At 72.5% G+C, this 19167-nt stretch carries 17 protein-coding genes; 8 read left to right on the forward strand and 9 right to left on the reverse strand.

Annotation, left to right across the window (positions count from 1 at the left end; genetic code table 11):
- Positions 1-19 precede the first annotated feature (19 nt).
- Positions 20-1363, forward strand: coding sequence for a crotonyl-CoA carboxylase/reductase (gene ccrA / locus CYQ11_RS04905; protein ID WP_099197623.1), 1344 nt, complete (start codon positions 20-22; stop codon positions 1361-1363).
- Positions 1364-1466: 103 nt separating this feature from the next.
- Here ccrA and CYQ11_RS04910 read toward each other — a convergent pair whose 3' ends face one another.
- The 5 genes from CYQ11_RS04910 to CYQ11_RS04930 form a co-directional block, all read right to left on the reverse strand.
- Positions 1467-2300, reverse strand: coding sequence for an ABC transporter permease (locus CYQ11_RS04910; RefSeq protein ID WP_099197624.1), 834 nt, complete (start codon positions 2298-2300; stop codon positions 1467-1469).
- Positions 2301-2345: 45 nt separating this feature from the next.
- Positions 2346-3293 carry an ATP-binding cassette domain-containing protein gene (locus tag CYQ11_RS04915; protein ID WP_099197625.1) on the reverse strand — a complete coding sequence of 316 codons (948 nt, stop codon included), beginning with the start codon at positions 3291-3293 and terminating at the stop codon, positions 2346-2348.
- Between the two features lie 105 nt (positions 3294-3398).
- Positions 3399-4352, reverse strand: coding sequence for a quinone oxidoreductase family protein (locus CYQ11_RS04920; protein WP_099197626.1), 954 nt, complete (start codon positions 4350-4352; stop codon positions 3399-3401).
- Between the two features lie 106 nt (positions 4353-4458).
- A complete protein-coding gene (locus tag CYQ11_RS04925; RefSeq protein WP_146104647.1) occupies positions 4459-5055 on the reverse strand; it encodes a TetR/AcrR family transcriptional regulator in 597 nt (198 codons plus the stop codon).
- A gap of 146 nt (positions 5056-5201) precedes the next feature.
- Positions 5202-8006, reverse strand: coding sequence for an AAA family ATPase (locus CYQ11_RS04930; protein WP_099197628.1), 2805 nt, complete (start codon positions 8004-8006; stop codon positions 5202-5204).
- 575 nt (positions 8007-8581) lie between these two features.
- Here CYQ11_RS04930 and CYQ11_RS04935 point away from each other — a divergent pair.
- The 6 genes from CYQ11_RS04935 to CYQ11_RS04960 all read left to right on the forward strand — a co-directional run bounded on the left by CYQ11_RS04935 (position 8582) and on the right by CYQ11_RS04960 (position 13579).
- Complete coding sequence (locus CYQ11_RS04935; protein WP_099197629.1) at positions 8582-9343, forward strand: thioesterase II family protein; 762 nt, start codon at positions 8582-8584, stop codon at positions 9341-9343.
- A 32-nt stretch (positions 9344-9375) separates the two neighbouring features.
- Positions 9376-10038, forward strand: a complete 663-nt coding sequence (locus tag CYQ11_RS04940; protein ID WP_099197630.1) for an O-methyltransferase — start codon at positions 9376-9378, stop codon at positions 10036-10038.
- A 150-nt stretch (positions 10039-10188) separates the two neighbouring features.
- Complete coding sequence (locus CYQ11_RS04945) at positions 10189-11055, forward strand: 3-hydroxyacyl-CoA dehydrogenase family protein (protein WP_099197631.1); 867 nt, start codon at positions 10189-10191, stop codon at positions 11053-11055.
- On the forward strand, positions 11052-11348 hold the full coding sequence (locus tag CYQ11_RS04950) for an acyl carrier protein (protein ID WP_240003138.1): 297 nt from the start codon (positions 11052-11054) through the stop codon (positions 11346-11348). Before CYQ11_RS04945 ends, CYQ11_RS04950 begins: the two co-directional genes overlap by 4 nt.
- Positions 11341-12486, forward strand: coding sequence for an acyl-CoA dehydrogenase family protein (locus CYQ11_RS04955; RefSeq protein WP_099197632.1), 1146 nt, complete (start codon positions 11341-11343; stop codon positions 12484-12486). The genes CYQ11_RS04950 and CYQ11_RS04955 overlap by 8 nt, the downstream gene beginning before the upstream one ends.
- Before the next feature lie 10 nt (positions 12487-12496).
- Positions 12497-13579 carry an HAD-IIIC family phosphatase gene (locus CYQ11_RS04960; protein ID WP_099197633.1) on the forward strand — a complete coding sequence of 361 codons (1083 nt, stop codon included), beginning with the start codon at positions 12497-12499 and terminating at the stop codon, positions 13577-13579.
- 100 nt (positions 13580-13679) lie between these two features.
- Here CYQ11_RS04960 and CYQ11_RS04965 read toward each other — a convergent pair whose 3' ends face one another.
- From CYQ11_RS04965 to fmt, 4 genes are all read right to left on the reverse strand, one after another.
- Entirely contained in the window at positions 13680-14669 is a 990-nt protein-coding gene (locus CYQ11_RS04965) for a sugar-binding transcriptional regulator (protein ID WP_181143586.1), read from the reverse strand.
- Between the two features lie 174 nt (positions 14670-14843).
- Positions 14844-15530, reverse strand: a complete 687-nt coding sequence (gene rpe, locus CYQ11_RS04970) for a ribulose-phosphate 3-epimerase (protein ID WP_099197635.1) — start codon at positions 15528-15530, stop codon at positions 14844-14846.
- Between the two features lie 365 nt (positions 15531-15895).
- Positions 15896-17323, reverse strand: a complete 1428-nt coding sequence (locus CYQ11_RS04975; RefSeq protein WP_099197636.1) for an RsmB/NOP family class I SAM-dependent RNA methyltransferase — start codon at positions 17321-17323, stop codon at positions 15896-15898.
- A gap of 39 nt (positions 17324-17362) precedes the next feature.
- On the reverse strand, positions 17363-18307 hold the full coding sequence (gene fmt, locus CYQ11_RS04980; RefSeq protein WP_099197637.1) for a methionyl-tRNA formyltransferase: 945 nt from the start codon (positions 18305-18307) through the stop codon (positions 17363-17365).
- A 295-nt stretch (positions 18308-18602) separates the two neighbouring features.
- On the opposite strand from fmt, the gene CYQ11_RS04985 reads away from it, so the two are divergent.
- Positions 18603-19106, forward strand: a complete 504-nt coding sequence (locus CYQ11_RS04985; RefSeq protein ID WP_099197737.1) for a hypothetical protein — start codon at positions 18603-18605, stop codon at positions 19104-19106.
- Positions 19107-19167 lie beyond the last annotated feature (61 nt).

Below are 19167 nucleotides of genomic sequence, written 5' to 3' on the forward strand. Positions count from 1 at the left end.
CAGGTGACAGGAGACAGAAGTGGACCAGATCCTCAGCGCGATCCTCTCCGACGACGCCGTGAGCGAGGACTTCGCGGCCCTGCCGCTCCCGGAGTCGTACCGGGGTGTGGTGGTGCTCGCCGAGGAGACCGCCATGTTCGACGGAATGGCGAGCAGCGACAAGGATCCGGAGAAGTCGCTGCACGTGCAGGACGTGCCGACACCGGAGCCGGGGCCGGGCGAGGTGCTGGTGGCCTCGATGGCGAGCGCGATCAACTACAACACCGTCTGGAGCGCGATCTTCGAGCCGCTGCCGACGTTCGGTTTCCTCAAGCGGTACGCGCAGTCCAGCGCGCTGCACGCCCGGCACTTCCAGCCGTACCACGTGGTGGGCTCGGACATGGCCGGCGTCGTGCTGCGCACCGGGCCGGGGGTGGAGCGCTGGAAGCCGGGCGACCGGGTGGTGGCCACCGCGCACCAGGCTGCCATGGACACGCCTGACGGCTACGACGACTCGATGCTGGACCCGTCCGGCCGGGCCTGGGGCTTCGAGACCAACTACGGCGGGCTCGCCGAGCTGGCCCTCGTCAACGGCACCCAGTTGATGCCGATGCCGGAGCACCTCACCTGGGAGGAGGCGGCCTGTTCCACGCTGTGCAACGCGACGGCGTACCGGCAGCTGGCGTCGCCGAACGCGGCGGGCATGAAGCAGGGCGACGTGGTGCTGATCTGGGGCGCGACGGGCGGACTCGGTTCGTACGCGACCCAGCTGGTGCTCAACGGCGGCGGCATCCCGGTGTGCGTCGTCTCCAGCGAGAGCAAGGCGGAGCTGGTCCGGGGGATGGGCGCCGAGCTGGTGATCAACCGGGCGGCGGAGGGCTACCGGTTCTGGGCGGACGAGAACACGCCCGACCCGCGGGAGTGGAAGCGTTTCCGCGCGCGGATCCGTGAGCTGACCGGCGGTGACGACCCGGACATCGTCTTCGAGCACCCGGGCCGGGAGACGTTCGGTGCGAGCGTCTTCGCCGCACGGCAGGGCGGCACGGTCGTCACGTGCGCGGCGACGTCGGGCTACCAGCACGTCTACGACAACCGCTACCTGTGGATGAGCCTCAAGCGGATCATCGGCACTCACTTCGCCAACTACCGGGAGGCCGCGGAGTCCAACCGGCTGATCGCCAAGGGGATGGTCCACCCGACGCTGTCGAAGGTGTTCCCGCTGGAGGAGACGGGCATGGCGGCCCGTGACGTGCACCGCAACCGGCACAGCGGCAAGGTCGGGGTGCTGTGCCTGGCGCCCGAGGAGGGGCTGGGCGTCCGGGACGCGCGGCTGCGCGAGCGGCACATCGACGCCATCACGCGCTTCCGCAGGGCCGGCGTCTGAGGCGATTCGGACCGCCGGCGGCAGGGCGTCGCGGGCCCGCACGGTCGTGCGGGCCCGCGGCACCACGCCCTGCCGTCTCGTTCCTCCGCCGGCCGGGCGCTCCCTACTGCGGCCGGCGGAACCCCCGCTCCGCCACCACGGCGGCCACCACGGCCAGCACGGCGCTGGTGCCGACCGAGGCGAGGACGGACGTCCCGGCCGGCTGGCCCCACATCAGGTGGCGCGAGGCGTCGATGCCGTAACTCATGGGGTTGGCATGGGCGATGACCTGCAGCCAGCCCGGCAGTCCCGCGGTGGGCACCAGGGCGTTGGAGGCGAACATCAGCGGGAACATCACCAGGAAGCCGACGCCCTGCATGGCCTCGGCGTTCCTCAGCCAGCAGGCGATGGCCATGAAGATCCACGCCAGGGCGAAGCCGATGAGCAGGGCGAGGACGACCGCGGCGAGCACGCCCGGCACGCCGCCCGCGGGTGAGAAGCCGAAGAGGACGGTGGCGAGCACGAGCAGCACGAGCAGCCGGACGGCCGCGCGCGCCACGTCGAAGACGCTCCGGGCGACCAGGACGGAGCCCAGCCAGATGGGCATGGAGCGGAAGCGGGCGACCACGCCGTTCTTGATGTCCTCGTTCAGGCCGACCCCCGACATCAAGGCGGACTGCATCGAGGTGGTGACCAGGATGGCCGGCACCAGGAACTCGATGTAGCCGACGCCGTCGGGGAAGTGGGGCGTGGTGGCCACGCTGGTGAAGACCTGGCCGAACAGCAGCAACAGCACCAGTGGTTGCAGCACGCTGAAGATCAGCAGTTTGGGGTCGGTGACCAGCTTGCGCAGCGACTTTCCGGTGAGGACGGCGATCTGGGTGCCGATTCCGGCCCCCGTCCACTGGGCGGGGGGCTGCGCGGCCCCGGGGTGTTCCTGCGCGAGTGCCCGCGCCATGGCGTCTCCTACGGTGTGCGTGTCCCGGTCCGCCCGGTGCGGGCGTCATCCGGCGAGGGCGGGGGCCTTGCGGGCGAGGGTGAGGTAGACGTCGTCGAGCGTGGGTTCCGTCATGGCCAGTTCCGCCGCCTCGACGTGGACGGCGTCCAGGGCCCGCACCACGTCCGCGACCTGCCGGGAGCTGTCCACCGGTGTGGTGAGCTTCCCGCGCGTCTCGTCGTACGAGGGCCGCAGGCCGGCCGCCTCCAGGGCCCGGGCGGCGCGCGGCAGGTCCTCGGGCGAGGCGAGCGTGACGGTGACGGCGCGCCGTCCCACCCGGTCCTTGAGCTCCGCCGGGGTGCCGGAGGCGACGACGGCGCCCTCGGACAGGACGGTGATGGCGTCGGCCATGCGGTCGGCCTCGTCGAGGTACTGGGTGGTGAGGACGACCGTGCTGCCCTGCGCGACCATCTCCCCGACGATGTTCCAGAGGGTGATGCGGCTGCCGGGGTCGAGGCCGGTGGTGGGCTCGTCGAGGAAGAGCACGGCGGGGCTGTTGACCACGCTGGCCGCGAGGTCGAGCCGGCGCCGCATGCCTCCGGAGTAGCCGCGTACGGGCCGCTTGGCGGCGGCGGTCAGCTCGAAGCGCTCCAGGAGCTCCCCCGCCCGCGTCCGGGCGGCGCGGGGGTGGGCGCCCAGCAGTCTGGCGATCAGGACCAGGTTGTCGAGGCCGGTCATCTGCTCGTCGACCGAGGCGTACTGTCCGGTGAGGCCGATCCTGCGGCGGACCTCGACGGGCGCGCCGACGACGTCGAAGCCCGCGACGCGGGCGGTGCCGGTGCTCGGCGGCTGGAGGGTCGCGAGGATGTTCACGAGGGTGGTCTTGCCGGCGCCGTTGTGGCCCAGCAGGCCGAGGACGGTGCCCCGGGGCACGGTCAGGTTCACCCCGTCCAGGGCGCGTACCGTGCCGTAGGTCTTGCCGACGTCGAGCGTCTCGATCATCAGCTCGTTCATGGTGTCAGTGTCGTCTTCCCTGGGTGCGGTGGCACCGGGGCCGGGCCTCACAGCGGGGGTCTGCGCGTCGGATCCCCGGTGCCACCAGCTTTCGGTTCGGCTCGGTCAGACGACGAAGACGAGGCGCCGTCCGGGCGTCTCGCGGTTCCAGGCGTCGTGGACCTCGGACAGCGGGACCTCGTCGACGTCGATGGTGAGGGAGCCCTTGACGACCGCGTCGGTCATCCGCTCCCACACGTCCTTGACGATGTCCAGGCTCGGCATGCTGCCGGTGCCGATGATGGTGATGCCGGCGCGCCGCAGGGCGTTGCCCTCGATGGTGGCGGTCGGGCCGGCGCTGTTGCCGAGCTGTACGTAGCGGACCTCGCCCTCGGCCTCCAGGGAGCGGGGCAGCGAGCCGAGGAATATCTCCGCCGGGCGGCCCCAGATGTAGTCGAGGACGACGTCGAAGCCGTGCTCGCCGGCCTCCTGGGCGAACTCGGCTGCGATCTTCTCTTCGGGCTGGTCCAGGGAGACGACCCGGTCCGCGCCGAGCGAGGGCAGCTGCTCCAGTGCGGCGCGGTTGCGGCCAGCGGCCACGACGCGTCCGGCACCGAGGTGTTTGGCGATCTGCACGGCCAGCTTGCCGGCGACGCCGGTGGCGCCGAGGATCAGCACCTTGGCGCCGGCCTCCAGCTTGAGCTGCGAGGCGAAGGGGAGCCAGGAGGAGAAGCCGGGGTTGATCAGCGCCGCGGCGGTGGCGTCGCTCACGCCGTCGGGCACGGGAAAGGCCAGGGGGGCGAAGGAGACGGTCAGTTCGCCCATGGAGCCGTAGGGCGGCCGCTGGGCGGCGAAGCCGACCCGGGTGCCGTCCTGGAGCGTGCCGACGCCCTCGACACCGGCGACGAAGGGCACCTCGGCGCCGGCGGAGTAGTCGGGGTCGTACGTGACGAGCTTGCCGAGGTTGGTCAGCGCGGCGGCGCGGACGTTGATGAGGACCTCACCCTCCTGCGGGGTGGGGTCGGGGAACTCCCCGTAAACCGGGGGCTGTCCGATCGTGCGCACCACGGCAGCGTGCATCGCTGTCTCCTTCTAAGAGGTTCGAAAGGCTCAAGAGGCTTAAGACGTGCGGGTGGTTCGAAGGTGCTGGCATGGGTCCTTCACCGGGTGGTTCGTGGAGAGAGGTTCAGAGCTCGAGTGCGGGCTTGATGCGGTGCATGGCGAACTCGATCAGCTGAGTGAGGTCGGGCTCCGTGTCGTGGTCGAGCCAGTAGAGGGCCGCCGACGCGAACGCGGCGTTCGCCGCGGTCGCGGCCAGCTGGACGGCGAGGTCCTCCCGGGCGTCACGGCCCGTCCTGTGCGCGATCAGCTCGGTGAGCTGCTCGATGTTGGCCGAAGCCTCCTGGTAGAGGCGCTGCCGGAGCTCGGGGACGCTGGTCAGCAGCCGGTGCCGGAGCAACAGCGCGTCGCGGTCCGCGTCCAGCAGCTGGCTGGCGAGCTCGTTGAAGACCTTGCACACGACGTCGGCGAGCGGCTCGTCGGCCGGGCGGCGGGCGAAGGCCTCCTCGAAGAACGGGTCGTACTCGTCGTTGAAGAGCACGTCCTTCTTGTCGCGGAAGTACCGGTAGAAGGTGGCGGTCGAGATCTCCGCCGCGGCCGCGATCTGCTCGACCGTGACGGCTTCGAACCCCTTCTCCAGGTAGAGCTTCAGCGCCTGGCGCTGGACCTCCTTCTTGGTCCGCAACTTCTTCAGCTCGCGCAGTCCCATGAGTCCCCGTATCAACTGAGAAATTCTCTCTACTGAGAGAATCTATCACTAGCTAGCGGCTGTCAGTCAAGCCCCCGGACCGCGACGGCCCGGAAGGTTCGCGTCCATGACCCCCGACACGACGAAGGCCGGCCCCCCCTTGCGGGGGACCGGCCGTGGTGTCAGGAGGCCGTTCCGACGAAGTCCAGCTGCGTCTCCGCTGGAAGGTCCGTCCGGCGCCTCACGTTGAGTTTGCGATAGGCCCTGGTCAGGTGCTGCTCGACGGTGCTGACCGTGATCCTCAGCTTTCTGGCGATCTCCCGGTTGGTCAGCCCCTGACCCGCCAGCGCCGCGACCCTGCGCTCCGCGTCGCTCAGGGCCTCGACGCCGCCGGCCTTCACCGGCCGGCTCAGGTGGGCCCTCGGCACCACCGCCCCCGAACCCGGCATCAGCTGCTGGCACAGCGGCTCGGCCTGGCACGCCTTGGCCAGCTGCCAGGCCCGGCGGGCGATCATCCGCGCCCGTTCCGAGCTGCCCAGCATCTGGTGCACCTGGCTCAGGTCGGCGAACGCCCGCGCCAGCTCCAGCCGGGCGCCGCAGCCGTGCAGGATGTCGACGGCCTCGCGCAGCGGCCGGAAGCGCTGGCGCGGGTCCAGCGTCGACGCCAGGACCCGCAGCGCCACCCCGCGGGACCGGACCGCCCCGGTGCCGCCGCGGGCCAGCTGCTCCTCGACCAGCCGCCTGGCCTGCGCCCGTTCCTCCAGCGCCACCATCGCCTGGGCCGCGCCGACGCGCCAGGGGACGAGCCCGGGGGTGTCGATGCCCCAGTCGGCCATCAGCTCGCCGCAGATCTGGAACTCCCCCAGGGCCGCGTGCGGCCGGCCGGTGGCCAGGTAGTAGTCGCCACACGCGTAGCGGTAGTGGAGCTCGAAGCGGGTGCCGAACATCCCCTGGGGCACGGCCTGGTCCAGCACGGACTCGGCCACGTCGAAGCGACCGGTCGCCGTCGCCGCGAGCAACCGGCTCGCGAGCGGCACGCCGAGCCCGACTCCCCAGTGGGGCGCGGGCACCAGGGACGTCGCGGCACTCGCGCACTCCTCCGCCCCCGCCAGGTCCCCCAGGCGCACGGCGATCTCCGCGCGGCCGGCCACGATCAACGACTCGCCGGTGGGGAACTTACGGGCGCGGGCCTCGGCGAGCAGCGCGTCGCAGCGGGGCAGGGCGAGGTCCAGCCGGTCGGCGTAGATCAGGGCGTACAGCGCGTTGGTGAGGGTGGTGAGCGTCGCACCGGTGAGCCTGCCGCTCTGCAGGATCTGCTCGGCCGCCGTCACGGCGTCGGCGTTCGGGCCCGAGGTCAGGACACTGGCGAGAGCCTCCGCGGCGTGCAGCACGGGGTCGTTGGCGACGGTGACGGGGGTCGGCTCCTTGGCCACCGGCTCGACGGCGCCGGGGGGCATGCGGGCCAGCAGCCCCGGATAGGACGAGGCCAGCGACCGCTGGAGCACGCGCAGCGACGCGGTGGTCTCCGCGTCCAGGGGCTCGACGGAGCCCCGCAGCCGTTCCAGCGCCTCCCCCGCCTGGTCGGTGTGGCCGAACCAGAGCAGGTGGTCGATGGCGGTGACGGTGAGCCGGCCGCCGAGTTCGCCTTCGCGCAGTGCGGCGTTCAGCCGGGACAGGTGCCGGGTGGAGGCCGAGGAGGGGCTCGAGCGCAGCTCGGTGTCCGCGAGCAGCACGGTGAGCACGGCACGCCGGCGCTCGTCGGCACAGCTGCGCCTGGCCAGTTCGAGGCAGTCGAGCGCGAACGCCACCCTGCCGCCGGCGACTTCCCGGGTGGCGGCGTCCTGGAGCACGCTCACCGCCCAGGGGCCGGGATGGCCGTCGGCGGCGACGAGGTGCTCAGCGACCGCACGGGCCTCGACCCCCTCGCGGTGGAGCAGTTCGGCGGCCCGCAGGTGCAGTTCGACGCGGCGCGTGACGCCCATGTGGTGCAGGACGGCCGTGCGGCCGACCGGATGCCGGAAGCGCCCGCCCTCCAGCAGGCCGATCGCCTCAAGGCGTTCGAGGACCTCGGTGACCGAGGCGGTGCCGGCGCCGATGAGGGCGCCGACGAACTCGGGGGTCGCGAAGTCGCCGAGCAGCGCGAGGCCCCGGGCGACCTCGACCGTGTGGGCGCCGGAGCGGTGCAGGCAGGCGAGCACCGCGTCGGCGAACGCCTCGCCGGGCACCAGCGCCCCGGGCCGTCCGTGCTCGCCCCGGTGGGGCTGGTCGTCGACGACGGCCCGTACGAGGAGGGGGTTGCCGCCGCTGAACGCGTGGCACTCGCCGGCGAGTTGGTCGGTGACGGTGGTATCCAGCCGTTCGCCCAGCATGGCCGCGACGGCGCCGGCGGACAGGGGCCCCAGCTTGAGCCGGCGGCAGTGGGGCTGATGGGTCAGGTCCGCGCGGAACGCACGGTCCGCCGCCTGGATGCCGGTGCGCTCGTTGAGCAACAGCAGCAGCCGGGCCCGCGGTATTCGCCGCGCCAGGTACAACAGGCACTGCTGCGAAAGGGGGTCGGCGGACTGCACGTCGTCGACGCTGACGACGACCGGGCGGCTGTCGGCGAGGTCGAGCAGCGCGGTGCACAGCCCCCTGATCATTCTGGCGCCGGAAGGGGTGAGCGCGTCGGAGAGGGGCGGCGTCAGCGCCGAGGCCTCGCGGAGGACGTCGTGCACCCGCCGGGAGTTCTCTTCGGACAATGGCGCGTCCCGGAATAACTGCTCCATGAGGCCGAGTGGTAGTTCCTGTTCCGCGGGTCCGCAGGCGGAGGCGAGCACCAGCCCACCGGATTCCGCGGCGAATTCGTTGAACTCATGGAGGAGTGCGGTTTTTCCGGCGCCGATGACACCGCTGAGAATTATCGTTTCCCCTCGACCCTGAACAGCAGCGGCAAAGGCTTCACGCAGAACACCCATTTCGGCGTCCCGTTCGAACAGGTTCACAGTCATCCCCCGTCCTGACTACCTGCGAAATGAAGTCGCTGAGAGTTTCGTCGTCACGTTGCGCAATGTGTCCGAAGACCCCCGGACGCACTGGGGCGGCGCTGGCGCCACAAAAGATCCTGTGGCAAGTTCTGAGAGACTGTAACAACTGAGAGAGGGCCGCGACAAGCATAGTCCGCGGCCGGACGCACCCCCCTGCCGTAACGCACGCCTTACACAATCGGGCAACTGTCGAAATGATCCGGAGAGGCAAAGAGCGAGAAAATTCCTGCTCAAGTTCGCCTCAAAACGAGCCTGGTGAACGCCCCCCACAGGAGCACCTCGCACGACCCGGTCGATGGCCGGACCCTGGATACCGGGCCGTCCCGCGCGCAAGTCCGGCGCTAGGGGCCCGGCGCGCTAGGGGTCCCTAGGGGAAGGCCACGGGTTGGCAGGTCACCGGCCGGTCGACAGTATTCCGGCCGGGGGGCCGGCGTGGTTGAGTACCGCAGAACCGCCGTCAGGACGTCGCCACCGCGCTCCCGGCGGGCCGGCCGGCACGCGGCGGACCGGGCATCTCGCGAGAAGGAGCGGATCAGCCGATGCCATCTCCCGCTGAAGAGAACGGTCTCTGGATCAGACGCTTCACCCCGTCACCGGACCCGAGAGCCCGTCTGGTCTGCCTCCCGCACGCGGGGGGTGCGGCGAGCTACTTCTTCCACATGTCCGAACACCTCGCCCCGTCGGTGGAAGTACTCTCCGTGCAGTACCCGGGGCGCCAGGACCGGCACGCCGAACGCTGTATCGAGGACGTACGCGAACTGGCCGAGCGGGTCTGCCACGCACTGGCCTGCTGGGGGGATCTGCCCCTGCTGCTGTTCGGTCAGGACATGGGCGCGCTGGTGGGCTTCGAAGTGGCCCGTCTGCTGGAGGAGAAGCAGGGCGTCCCGCCCCTGGCCCTCTTCGCCGCGGGCTGCCGGGCGCCGGCGGCCGGGCGCGACGAACACGTCCACCTCCTGGACGACCGGGGCCTGGTGGCCGAGGTGCAGCGGGTGAACGGCGGGGACGCGGACGCGGCGCCGCCGCCCGACGAGCGGCTCCTGCGCCGCACCCTGCCGTCGATCAGAAGCGACTACAAGGCGTTCGAGACCTACCGCCCCCTGCCGGGCGCCCGGGTGACCTGCCCGGTCATCGCCCTGGTCGGCGACCGGGACCCGAAGGTGAGCGCGAGCGAGGCCAACGCCTGGCGCGGGCACACCTGCGGGGCCTTCGAACTCCAGGTGTTCCCCGGCGGGCACTTCTTCCTCGAAGAACACCAGCCGCAGGTCGTCAACCTGATCTCCGATCTCTTCCTTTCCATTTGACGTTTTCTTCGTGCTCAGGGGGCCCACCGCCGATGGCCGATCAGATTCAGTCCTCCCACGCGCTGCTGGAATACGTGCGGGACGTGTCGCTGCGCGACGATCCCGTGCTGCGGGGACTGCGCAAGGAGACGGCGGAACTGCCGATGGGCACCGCCATGCAGGTCATGGCCGAGGAGGGCCAGTTACTGGCCCTCCTGGTCACCCTGTGCGGGGCGACGAGAGTGGTGGAGATAGGGACCTTCACCGGCTACAGCGCCCTGTGCATGGCCCGCGCCCTGCCCCCGCACGGCCGGCTGGTCACCTGCGACATCACCGACCGCTGGGCGGCGACCGCGGCCCCGTACTGGCGTGAGGCCGGCGTCTTCGACCGGATCGAGCTGCGTGTGGGGGACGCCTGCGCCACCCTGGAGCAGCTGCTGACGGAATGGGGCCCGGACTCCGTGGACCTGGTCTTCGTCGACGCGGACAAGGCGAACTACCCCCGGTACTACGAGGCGGCGCTCTCCCTGACCCGGCCCGGCGGACTCGTCGTCGTCGACAACACCCTCTTCTTCGGGCGCGTGATCGACCCCGGCGCCCAGGACCGCGACACCTTGGCGGTGCGCGAGCTCAACCGCCTGCTGCACGGGGACGAACGGGTCGACATGTCACTCCTGACGATGGCCGACGGCATCACCCTGGCCCGCAAGCGATAACACCCTTAAGGGGTCGGGCCGGCGCCCCTTATAGGGGGGTTGACCGCCCGACGGGCGCGTAAATACGGTGAATTCACGCGCCCTCAATACCTTGCGGCGCAGAAATGCGGAATCGGCCGGCATAACCGCAGTAACTGTTCCGGAGGTTCGGTGACAGCCAACTCGACCGCTCATCGGCTCACTGTACTGGGTGCCGGTGTCATGGGCACCAACATCGCGACGACAACCATCGGACACGGCGTTCCGGTGGTGCTCGTCGATATCGATCCCGGCAGCCTCGAAAAGGCCAGGGTGAACATCGCGAGAAATCTCCGGCACGCCCAGATGATGGGAGCACTGCCAGCCGGCCGGACACCCGGGAAACTGATCACCAGCCTGTCGCCGGCCGACGGCGCGGAAGCGACCGCGGTCGTCGAGGCGGTGACGGAGGCGGCCGACCTGAAATACAAGGTGCTCGCCCAGATATCAGCCGCCGTACGACCGGGAACTCCCCTGATCACCAACACCTCGGGAATTCCCGTCGACGAACTGGCCGGCGCCGTGGAGCGCCCCGGCGACGTCGTCGGCATCCACTTCATGAATCCGACCTATCTGATCCGGCTGGTCGAGGTCGTCCGCGGCCCCCGCACCGCGGAGGCGACGATGGAGGCGGTCACCGACCTGCTCGCCGCGATCGAGCGGCGTGCCATCGTCGTGAGCGACTCACCGGGCTTCGTGACCAGCCGGCTGCTCCACCCGATGATCAACGACGCCGCGCGGATCGTCGGTGAGGGCGTCACGACCGCCGAATCGGTCGACGCCCTCATGGAAGGGTGCCTCGGGCACCCGACCGGCCCGCTGCGCACCGGCGACCTGATCGGCCTGGACAACCTCGCCGACTCGCTCTGGGCCCTGCACGAGCGCACCGGCAACGACAGCTTCCGGCCCTGTGAACTCCTCCTCGACAAAGTCCGCTCGGGCGACCTGGGGCGGAAGACGGGCCGTGGGTTCTTCGACTATGGAGAGGCACTTTCGTGACGAGCGACGAACTGACCACGACCGCCCCGGTGACCGCGGAGGTCATCGAGAGCGCCCTCCTGGACTTCCTGGAGTCCAGGACGAAGGCCACCGTGGAGAAGGACCAGGACCTGTTCTCGTCGGGCCTCGTCTCGTCGATGTTCGCCATGGAACTCGTCGTCCACCTGGAGGGCGCCTACGGCATCGCCATCGTCGGCCCGGACCTGAAGCTCGACAACTTCCGTACGGTGCGCGGCATGAGCGCCCTGGTCCTGCGGCTCCGCGCCGAGGCCGCCGCGGACTCCGATGCCTGAGCCGCTGCCGGACCCCCTCGCCGCGGCACGCCTGCTGGTCGGCGAACTGGTCGCGGGCCGGCCGGCGGAGTGGGACCTCAAGGGCGAGCTGCCGCGCGAGCTGCTGACCGCGCTTGGCGCCCGGGGCGCGCTGTGCGCCCAGGTGCCGGCCCGGTTCGGCGGACTGGCCGCCACCAGTCGCGCCAACGGCGAGTTCACCGCCTACGTGGGAAGCCTGTGCAGCTCCCTGCGGAGCGTGATGACCTCCCAGGGCATGGCGGCCTGGGCCGTCCAGCGCCTGGGCACCCGCGAGCAGCGCGACACCCACCTGCCCCGGCTGACCGGAGGGGAACTGGCGGCCGTGGCCTTCAGCGAACCCGCCGCCGGCAGCGACCTCTCGGCGATGACCACGCGTCTGCGCGTCGACGGCGACACGGTCGTCCTCGACGGCCAGAAGAAGTGGATCACCGCGGCGCACTACGCCGACCTCCTGGTGGTCTTCGCCCGGTACGACGACGGCTCGGGCGAGGACGCGGCCGCCGCCGTGGTGGTGCCCGCCTCGGCGCCCGGGGTGCGGGTGCGCCGCGTGGCCGACCCGCTCGGCTGCCGCGCCGCCGGGCACGCGGACCTCACCTTCGACGCGGTCCGGCTGCCCGCGTCCGCGGTCCTGGGGGGCTGCGGGCAGTCGCTCCAGCTCCTGGTGACGGCCGCGCTCACCTACGGGCGGTTCTCGGTGGCCTGGGGCTGCGTGGGCATCCTGCGCGCCTGCCTGGACGCGGCCACCCGCCACGCCTCGGCCCGCGAGCAGTTCGGCAAGCCGCTCGCCCGGCACCAGCTGGTCGCCGGACACCTCGCCGACCTCTTCGTCGCCGAGCAGTCCGCGACCCGCGCCAGCGAGCACGCCAGCGACCGCTGGGACTCCGGCTCGTCCGACGTCGCCATGGCGGCGGTGCTCGCCAAGCACACCGCCGCCGAGCTCGCCGCCCACGGGGCCGCCCGCGCCGTGCAGGTCCTCGGCTCGGCCGGGGCCGTCGACGGCGAGGTGGTGGCCCGGGCGTACCGGGACGCCAAGCTCATGGAAATCATCGAGGGCAGCAACGAGATCTGCCGGCTGCTGCTGGCTCAGCACGCGGTCACCGCAGCGAACCGACGTCCCTGAAGGAGGAGTCGTGGCCGACCGGCCAACCCTGGTGAAGTGCCTGGTCTGGGACCTGGACAACACCCTGTGGCAGGGCACGCTGCTGGAGGGCGGCCGGGCCGAGGTCGACGAGACCGTGCGCGAGGTGATCGCCGGCCTCGACGCGCGCGGCATCCTCCAGTCCGTCGCCAGCAAGAACGACCACGACCTCGCCTGGGCCCGCCTGGAGGAACTGGGCCTCGCCGAGTACTTCGTACTGCCGAGGATCGGCTGGGGCCCGAAGTCGGAGTCCGTGCGCGCCATCGCCGACGAGCTGAACTTCGCCCCCGCCGCCATCGCCTTCATCGACGACCAGCCGGCCGAGCGGGCGGAAGTCACCTTCCACCTGCCCGAGGTGCGCTGCTACGCGGCGGAAGAGGCCGCGCGGCTCCTGGAGCTGCCGGAGTTCAGCCCCGCGACGGTCACCGTCGACTCACGGCGCCGGCGCAGCATGTACCAGGCCAGGTTCCGGCGGGAGGCCGAGCAGGCCGGCTTCGAAGGCCCCGGGGAGGAGTTCCTGCGCTCGCTGGAGATGGTCATGCGCATCGACCGCGCCGGCGAGGAGGAGCTCTCCCGCGTCGAGGAACTCACGTTGCGCACGAGCCAGATGAACGCGACGGGGGTGCACTACTCCGACGCCGCGCTGCGCGCGCTGCTCGACGACCCGGACCAGGAGGTGCTGACCGCGACGATGGCCGACCGCTTCGGCCCGCACGGCGCGATCGGCGTCCTGCTGTTCGAGCGGCGGCCGGAGGTGTGGCACCTCAAGCTCCTGGCCACGTCCTGCCGCGTCGTCTCCTTCGGCGCCGGCAGCGTCATCCTCAACTGGCTCGCCGACCGGGCCCACCGGGCGGGCGTCCATCTCGTCGCCGACTTCCGGGCGACGGACCGCAACCGGATGATGGAGATCGCCTACCGCTTCGCCGGGTACACCGACGACCCGTGCGCCTGCCGGGCCGCCCTCGCCCCCGCCGGGGAGGAGGGGATCCAGCGGCTCCACCTCGTGCCCGGACCGCAGCGGCCCCCGACCACGATGAAGCTCATCGCCCCCGGGGCGGCGGCGCCGGTCGGCTGACCGCACCGGCACCCGGCGGCGTCCGACCGCCAGGGGCTGTCCAACGGGCCGGCCCGGGCCGCGGGGCCTGGCCGGCCCGTAAGGCACCCCCTCGGCGCTCTCAGCCGCCGTCGGGGTCCGCCCGGTCCAGGGCCGGGCGGGGACCGGGACCGGTCTCCAGGAGCAGGTGGTCGGCGGCGGCCGTGTCCGTGACCAGGCTGGTGACGAGGCCGGAGCGCAGTACCGCCCCGATCGCGGCGGCCTTGCGCAGTCCGCCCGCGATCGCGACGACCTCCGGTATGCGGCGCAGCCGGTCGGCCTCGACCGTGATGCAGCGCTCGCCCAGGTCCCGGCCGATGCGCCGGCCCTCGGCGTCGAAGAGGTGCGCGGACATCTCCGCGGCGGCGCCCAGGGAGGCGTAGTGGGCCCGCTCCTCCTCGGTGAGCATGTCGTAGACGGTCGAGATGCCCGGCGCCCACGAGCCGATGGACACGGCCGCGACGGTGACCTTGTCGAAGTAGTCGAAGGCCCGGGCGATGCCGGTCTGGCCGCGCAGCGCGGCGGCCGTGGCCGAGTCGGGCAGCAGCATCGGCGCGTAGATCGGGTGCGCCTCGCCGCCCGAGACCTGGGCCGCCCGGCGGACGGCCTCGACCGAGCCGCGCTCGGCGGTGCCCGCGTCGTACACACCCGTGAGCTGGACGACCGTGCAGGGCGGCAGCCGGTGCAGGGCCGCGGCCATGTGGATCGTGGAACGGCCCCAGGCGAGGCCCAGGACGTCTCCCTCGTGGACGAGCTCGCCGAGCAGGTCGGCCGCCACCTCGCCCAGGTTCTCGGGATCGGGCGCGTCGTCGGCCGCGTCGGCCGGGGACTCCACGACGACCGCGTGCCGCAGGCCGTAGCGGGCGCGCAGCGCGTCGGAGCGCTCCGCGTCCAACTCGGCCGGCACCCGGATCTCGATCCGCACCAGATCCCGCTCCAGAGCCGTCTCCAGGACCCTCGCCACCTTGAAGCGGCTCACGCCGAACTCCTCGGCGATCTGGATCTTCGACTTGCCCTCGAGATAGAAACGACGGGCCATCGCCGCCGCCTGCACCAGCTCGGCGGGCCCCATGGGCGTCACTGAACGGCCCGTCGACACCGCGGTCTCCTCACTACTGTGTTCACGCTTGTGTGCAAGCTGTGGAGCTGTGGACTCGGCCTCATCCTGTCAGATCCGGCGGTCCTTGATCAGTCCCCGGCCACAGCCCTCAGCAATTCGGGCGAGCGGCGCGGGGCCCTCGTTCGTTCAGTGGGCGCAGGCCCAGGGCGCGCCCGAGGTGGCCTTCTCCGCCTGCGTGCGCAGAGAGCGTACGGCCGCTGCGGGGTCGTCCGTACCGTAGACGGCGGATCCCGCGACGAACACGTCCGCGCCCGCCTCGGCACACCGCTCGATGGTGGCCGCCGAGACACCGCCGTCGACCTGGAGCCACAGTTCCAGGTTATGGCGCGAGATCAGCTCCCGGGTGCGGCGGATCTTCGGCAGCATGATGTCGAGGAACGCCTGCCCGCCGAAGCCGGGCTCGACCGTCATGATCAGCAGCATGTCCAGCTCGGGCAGCAGGTCCTCGAACGGCTCGATCGGCGTGGCCGGCTTGAGCGCCATCGACGCCCGCGCCCCCATCCGCCGGAGTTCCCTGGCGAGCCGTACGGGCGCGTGGGCGGCCTCCGCGTGGAAGGTCACCGACCCGGCGCCGGCCTCGGCGTACTGCGGGGCCCAGCGGTCCGGGTCCTCGATCATCAGGTGGCAGTCCAGCGGGGTGTCGGTGGCCTTGGCCAGCGACTCGACGACCGGGACGCCGAGCGTGAGGTTGGGCACGAAGTGATTGTCCATCACGTCGACATGGAGCCAGTCCGCGCCTTCCACCGCCCGCGCCTCGTCGGCGAGGCGGGAGAAGTCCGCGGACAGGATGCTGGGGTTGATCTGCACGGCCATGCCCCAAGCCTGCCATGCCGCGACGCCGGCGGATGACACGGGAGGCCCTAGCGGGCCCGCGACGGACAGCCCGGGACAGGCCCCGGGCCCCGCCCCGCCCGCGCCCGGGCCATGGGACCCGGGGCACGGCACGCCCGCCTCCGCCCCGCCGCCCCACGGGGGTCCGGGGCGCAGCCCCGGGAAACGGTGAAAGGGCGAAGCAGGGGCTCTCCCTCCCGCCGCGGCGGCGGCCCGCCCCCACGGCGCGGTCCGGCGGTGCCGGACGACCGCGGGCGGTCGCCGGTGCGACGGGCCGCGGCCGACCGCGGCACCGCCGCCGGCCGCACCGTCGAGGCGTGGCGCCGCCGCTCCGGGGCGCAGGCCCGTCAGGCCGTGCGGCGCAGCAGAGCCAGATACATCGCGTCCGTCCCGTGGAGGTGCGGCCACAGCTGGACGTCCGGGCCCTCGCCCAGCGCCGGCACGCCCTGCATGTGCGGGCGGGCGTCGATCCACTCCGCGCTCACGCCGTCCCGCTTGAGGACGTCGTCCACGACGGCCTTCGTCTCGGCCGGGTGCGGCGAGCACGTCGCGTACCCGACGACTCCGCCGACCCGTACGGCCCGCAGCGCCTCGCGCAGCAGGTCGCGCTGGAGCGTGGCGAAGCCGGCCACGTCCTCGGGGCGGCGGCGCCAGCGGGCCTCCGGGCGGCGGCGCAGGGCGCCGAGGCCGGTGCAGGGCACGTCGACGAGGACCCGGTCGAAGGAGCCCTCGCGCCACGGCGGCCGGGTGCCGTCGGCAGCGATGACCTGGTACGGGCCGGGGTTGCCGGCGAGGGCGCGCTCGACGAGCCGGGCCCGGTGCGGCTGCTTCTCGGAGGCCAGCAGCGCGGCACCGCGCTGCGCCGCGAGCGCGCCGAGCAGGGCGGCCTTGCCGCCGGGGCCCGCGCAGCCGTCGAGCCACCGCTCGTCCGGGCCGTCCAGCGGGACGTCCGCGAGGGCGAGGGCGACCAGCTGGCTGCCCTCGTCCTGGACGCCGGCGCGGCCCTCGCGGACCGCGTCCAGGGCCCCGGGCTCGCCGCCCTCGGCGAGCCGTACGGCGTACGGGGACCAGCGGCCCGGCAGGCCGGAGTCCTCGCCGAGCGCGGCCAGGAGTTCGTCGGTGGTGGCGCGGCCGGGGCGCGCGACCAGGGTGACCTCGGGCCGTTCGTTGTCGGCCTCCAGCAGGTCCTCGATGCCCGCCCGGCCGCCGCCGAGCGCGTCCCACAGCGCGGAGACGATCCAGCGGGGGTGGGAGTGGAAGACCGCCAGGTGCTCCTCGGGGTCGTCCTCGTAGGGCGGGGCGACCTTCTCCAGCCAGCCGTCGAGGTCGTGCGCGGCGATCTTCCGCAGCACGGCGTTGACGAACTTCGCCCGGCCGTCGCCGAGCACGACGCGGGCCAGTTCCACGCTCGCCGAGACGGCGGCGTGGCTGGGGATGCGGGTGCCGAGCAGCTGGTGGGCGCCGAGGCTGAGCACGTCCAGGACGGGCGGGTCCACCTCCCGCAGGGGGCGGTCGACGCAGGCGGCGATGACGGCGTCGTAGGTGCCCTGGCGGCGCAGCGTCCCGTAGACGAGCTCCGTGGCGAGCGCGGCGTCGCGCGCCTCGAAGCCGTCCTTCTCCCGGGCCTTGCGCAGCAGCGGCGGGAGCACGAGGTTCGCGTAGGCGTCCCGCTCGTCGACGGCCCGCAGCGCCTCGAAGGCGAGTATCCGCACCGGGTCCTTCTTGGGGCGGCGGTAGGGCTTTGCGGGTCGTCGGCGAGACGCCTGGTCGTTCACGAAAAGTGCTCCGGGGCTGAGGTGATGAAGGACTCCAGCCTACGCCGCCGGGTCCTGCCCCAGCCGCTCGCCCGCGGCGATGCGGACTCCGCGCGCCCAGTCCGCGGCCTGCATCGGCTTCTTGCCCTGCGGCTGGACCCACTGCAGCTGCACGGCGTACGAGCCGGTGCCGACGTGGACGGAGTTCTTGGCGGCGGCGATCTCGCCGGGGGCCAGGTCCGAACGGTCCGCGGCGGCCGCCACGGACATCACCTTCAGCCGCTCGCCCCGGAAGGTCGTCCAGGCGCCGGGCGCGGGCGCGCAGCCCCGCACGACGCGGTCGACGCGCAGGGCGGGGACGGCCCAGTCGATCCGGGCGTCCTCGACGTTGATCTTGGGGGCGAGGGAGACGCCCTCGGCCGGCTGCGGCACGGCCTCGAGCGTGCCGTCCTCGATGCCGTCCATGGTGGCGGCCAGCAGCCCGGACCCGGCGAAGGCGAGCCGCGTCAGCAGGTCGCCGCTGGTGTCGGTGGGCCGGACCTGCTCGGTGAGCACGCCGTAGACGGGGCCGGAGTCCAGGCCCTCCTCGATCAGGAAGGTCGAGGCGCCGGTGACCTCGTCGCCGGCCAGGATCGCGTGCTGCACGGGCGCGGCACCGCGCCAGGCGGGCAGGAGGGAGAAGTGCAGGTTCACCCAGCCGTGCGCGGGGATCTCCAGCGCGGCCTTGGGCAGCAGCGCGCCGTAGGCGACGACCGGGCAGCAGTCGGGGGCGATCTCCCGCAGGCGGGCGAGGAATTCCTCGTCGCGCGGCTTGGCGGGCTTGAGCACCTCGATGCCGGCTTCCTCGGCGCGCTCGGCGACGGGGCTGGCGACCAGGCGGCGGCCGCGCCCGGCGGGGGCGTCGGGGCGGGTGACGACGGCGACGACCTCGTGGCGGTCCGAGGCGATCAGGGCGTCGAGGGCGGGGACGGCGACCTCGGGGGTACCGGCGAAGACGAGCCTCATGGGTGGCGGACTACCTCTCTCGTAACGCTCTGATGTGCGCTCTCGTGGCGCCGGGCGCAGCGGCGCCCCAGTTTAGAGGCGGCCCCACCACAGGGGGCGTGCGGGATGATGCGCGCCCCATTCTGACGGATCCACGCCCCCATACCGTGACCCAGCGGCCGGTGACGCGTTGGGTCAAGAGAGATTGACCGAAACGGGCCGCAACCGCGGCCCGCTTCCGTTCCGTTGCTTGTCAACCACCCGTCAACTCTCATCCTCCAACGTCCCCTTAACCGCCGGTCCGAGAGGCTTGTTCATGCCCGACCACGCAACCCACGACGCCCAGGCACGGGCCAGCCTGCATCTTCTGGTCCGGGACATCGAGAGGGTCCGCCGGCAGGTGGACGCCCTGCGCACCCTCACCGCCCAGCTGGGCAACGTCTACCGCCCCCGCCGCACCGGCCCGTCCGCGGGCTTCGTCGTCTACGGCCGCGCTCCCGCGCCGACGGTGCGGCTGGCGCAGGAGCTGCGGGACAGCGTCGAGACGCTGGTCACCGCGGCGGTGGACTTCGACCGCTCGCTGGGCTTCTCGTGGGACGCGGTGGGTTCGGCGCTCGGCGTCACCAAGCAGGCGGTGCACCGCCGTTACGGGGCGCGCCGCGCCGGAGCCCAGGGCTCCGCCGAGACCACGGAGACGGTGCGCACGGCCGAGCCGTCCGCCGTCCCGGTGGTCCCCGCCGCCCGCTCGGTCCCCGGCCAGCCGAGCGTCCACCGCGAGGAGCCCCGGGCCTCGGTCTTCCCCGGCCCGCGCAACGGCTGACGCGCGGGGCGCACGGCGCACGGACGGCCCCCTGGGGACCGCCGCGCCGCGCCCCGGGCAC

Origin of the sequence: Streptomyces cinnamoneus (assembly GCF_002939475.1) — a bacterium.
Taxonomy (GTDB): domain Bacteria; phylum Actinomycetota; class Actinomycetes; order Streptomycetales; family Streptomycetaceae; genus Streptomyces; species Streptomyces cinnamoneus_A.

Excerpts from the sequence above, each read along its gene's own strand:
- CYQ11_RS04985 (WP_099197737.1), top strand. The coding sequence starts at position 18,603 with ATGCCCGACCACGCAACCCACGACGCCCAGGCACGGGCCAGCCTGCAT.
- CYQ11_RS04930 (WP_099197628.1), bottom strand. The coding sequence starts at position 8,006 with ATGACTGTGAACCTGTTCGAACGGGACGCCGAAATGGGTGTTCTGCGT.
- CYQ11_RS04935 (WP_099197629.1), top strand. The coding sequence starts at position 8,582 with ATGCCATCTCCCGCTGAAGAGAACGGTCTCTGGATCAGACGCTTCACC.
- fmt (WP_099197637.1), bottom strand. The coding sequence starts at position 18,307 with ATGAGGCTCGTCTTCGCCGGTACCCCCGAGGTCGCCGTCCCCGCCCTC.
- rpe (WP_099197635.1), bottom strand. The coding sequence starts at position 15,530 with ATGGCCGTGCAGATCAACCCCAGCATCCTGTCCGCGGACTTCTCCCGC.
- CYQ11_RS04955 (WP_099197632.1), top strand. The coding sequence starts at position 11,341 with ATGCCTGAGCCGCTGCCGGACCCCCTCGCCGCGGCACGCCTGCTGGTC.
- CYQ11_RS04920 (WP_099197626.1), bottom strand. The coding sequence starts at position 4,352 with ATGCACGCTGCCGTGGTGCGCACGATCGGACAGCCCCCGGTTTACGGG.
- CYQ11_RS04915 (WP_099197625.1), bottom strand. The coding sequence starts at position 3,293 with ATGAACGAGCTGATGATCGAGACGCTCGACGTCGGCAAGACCTACGGC.
- CYQ11_RS04965 (WP_181143586.1), bottom strand. The coding sequence starts at position 14,669 with ATGGGGCCCGCCGAGCTGGTGCAGGCGGCGGCGATGGCCCGTCGTTTC.
- CYQ11_RS04910 (WP_099197624.1), bottom strand. The coding sequence starts at position 2,300 with ATGGCGCGGGCACTCGCGCAGGAACACCCCGGGGCCGCGCAGCCCCCC.
- CYQ11_RS04940 (WP_099197630.1), top strand. The coding sequence starts at position 9,376 with ATGGCCGATCAGATTCAGTCCTCCCACGCGCTGCTGGAATACGTGCGG.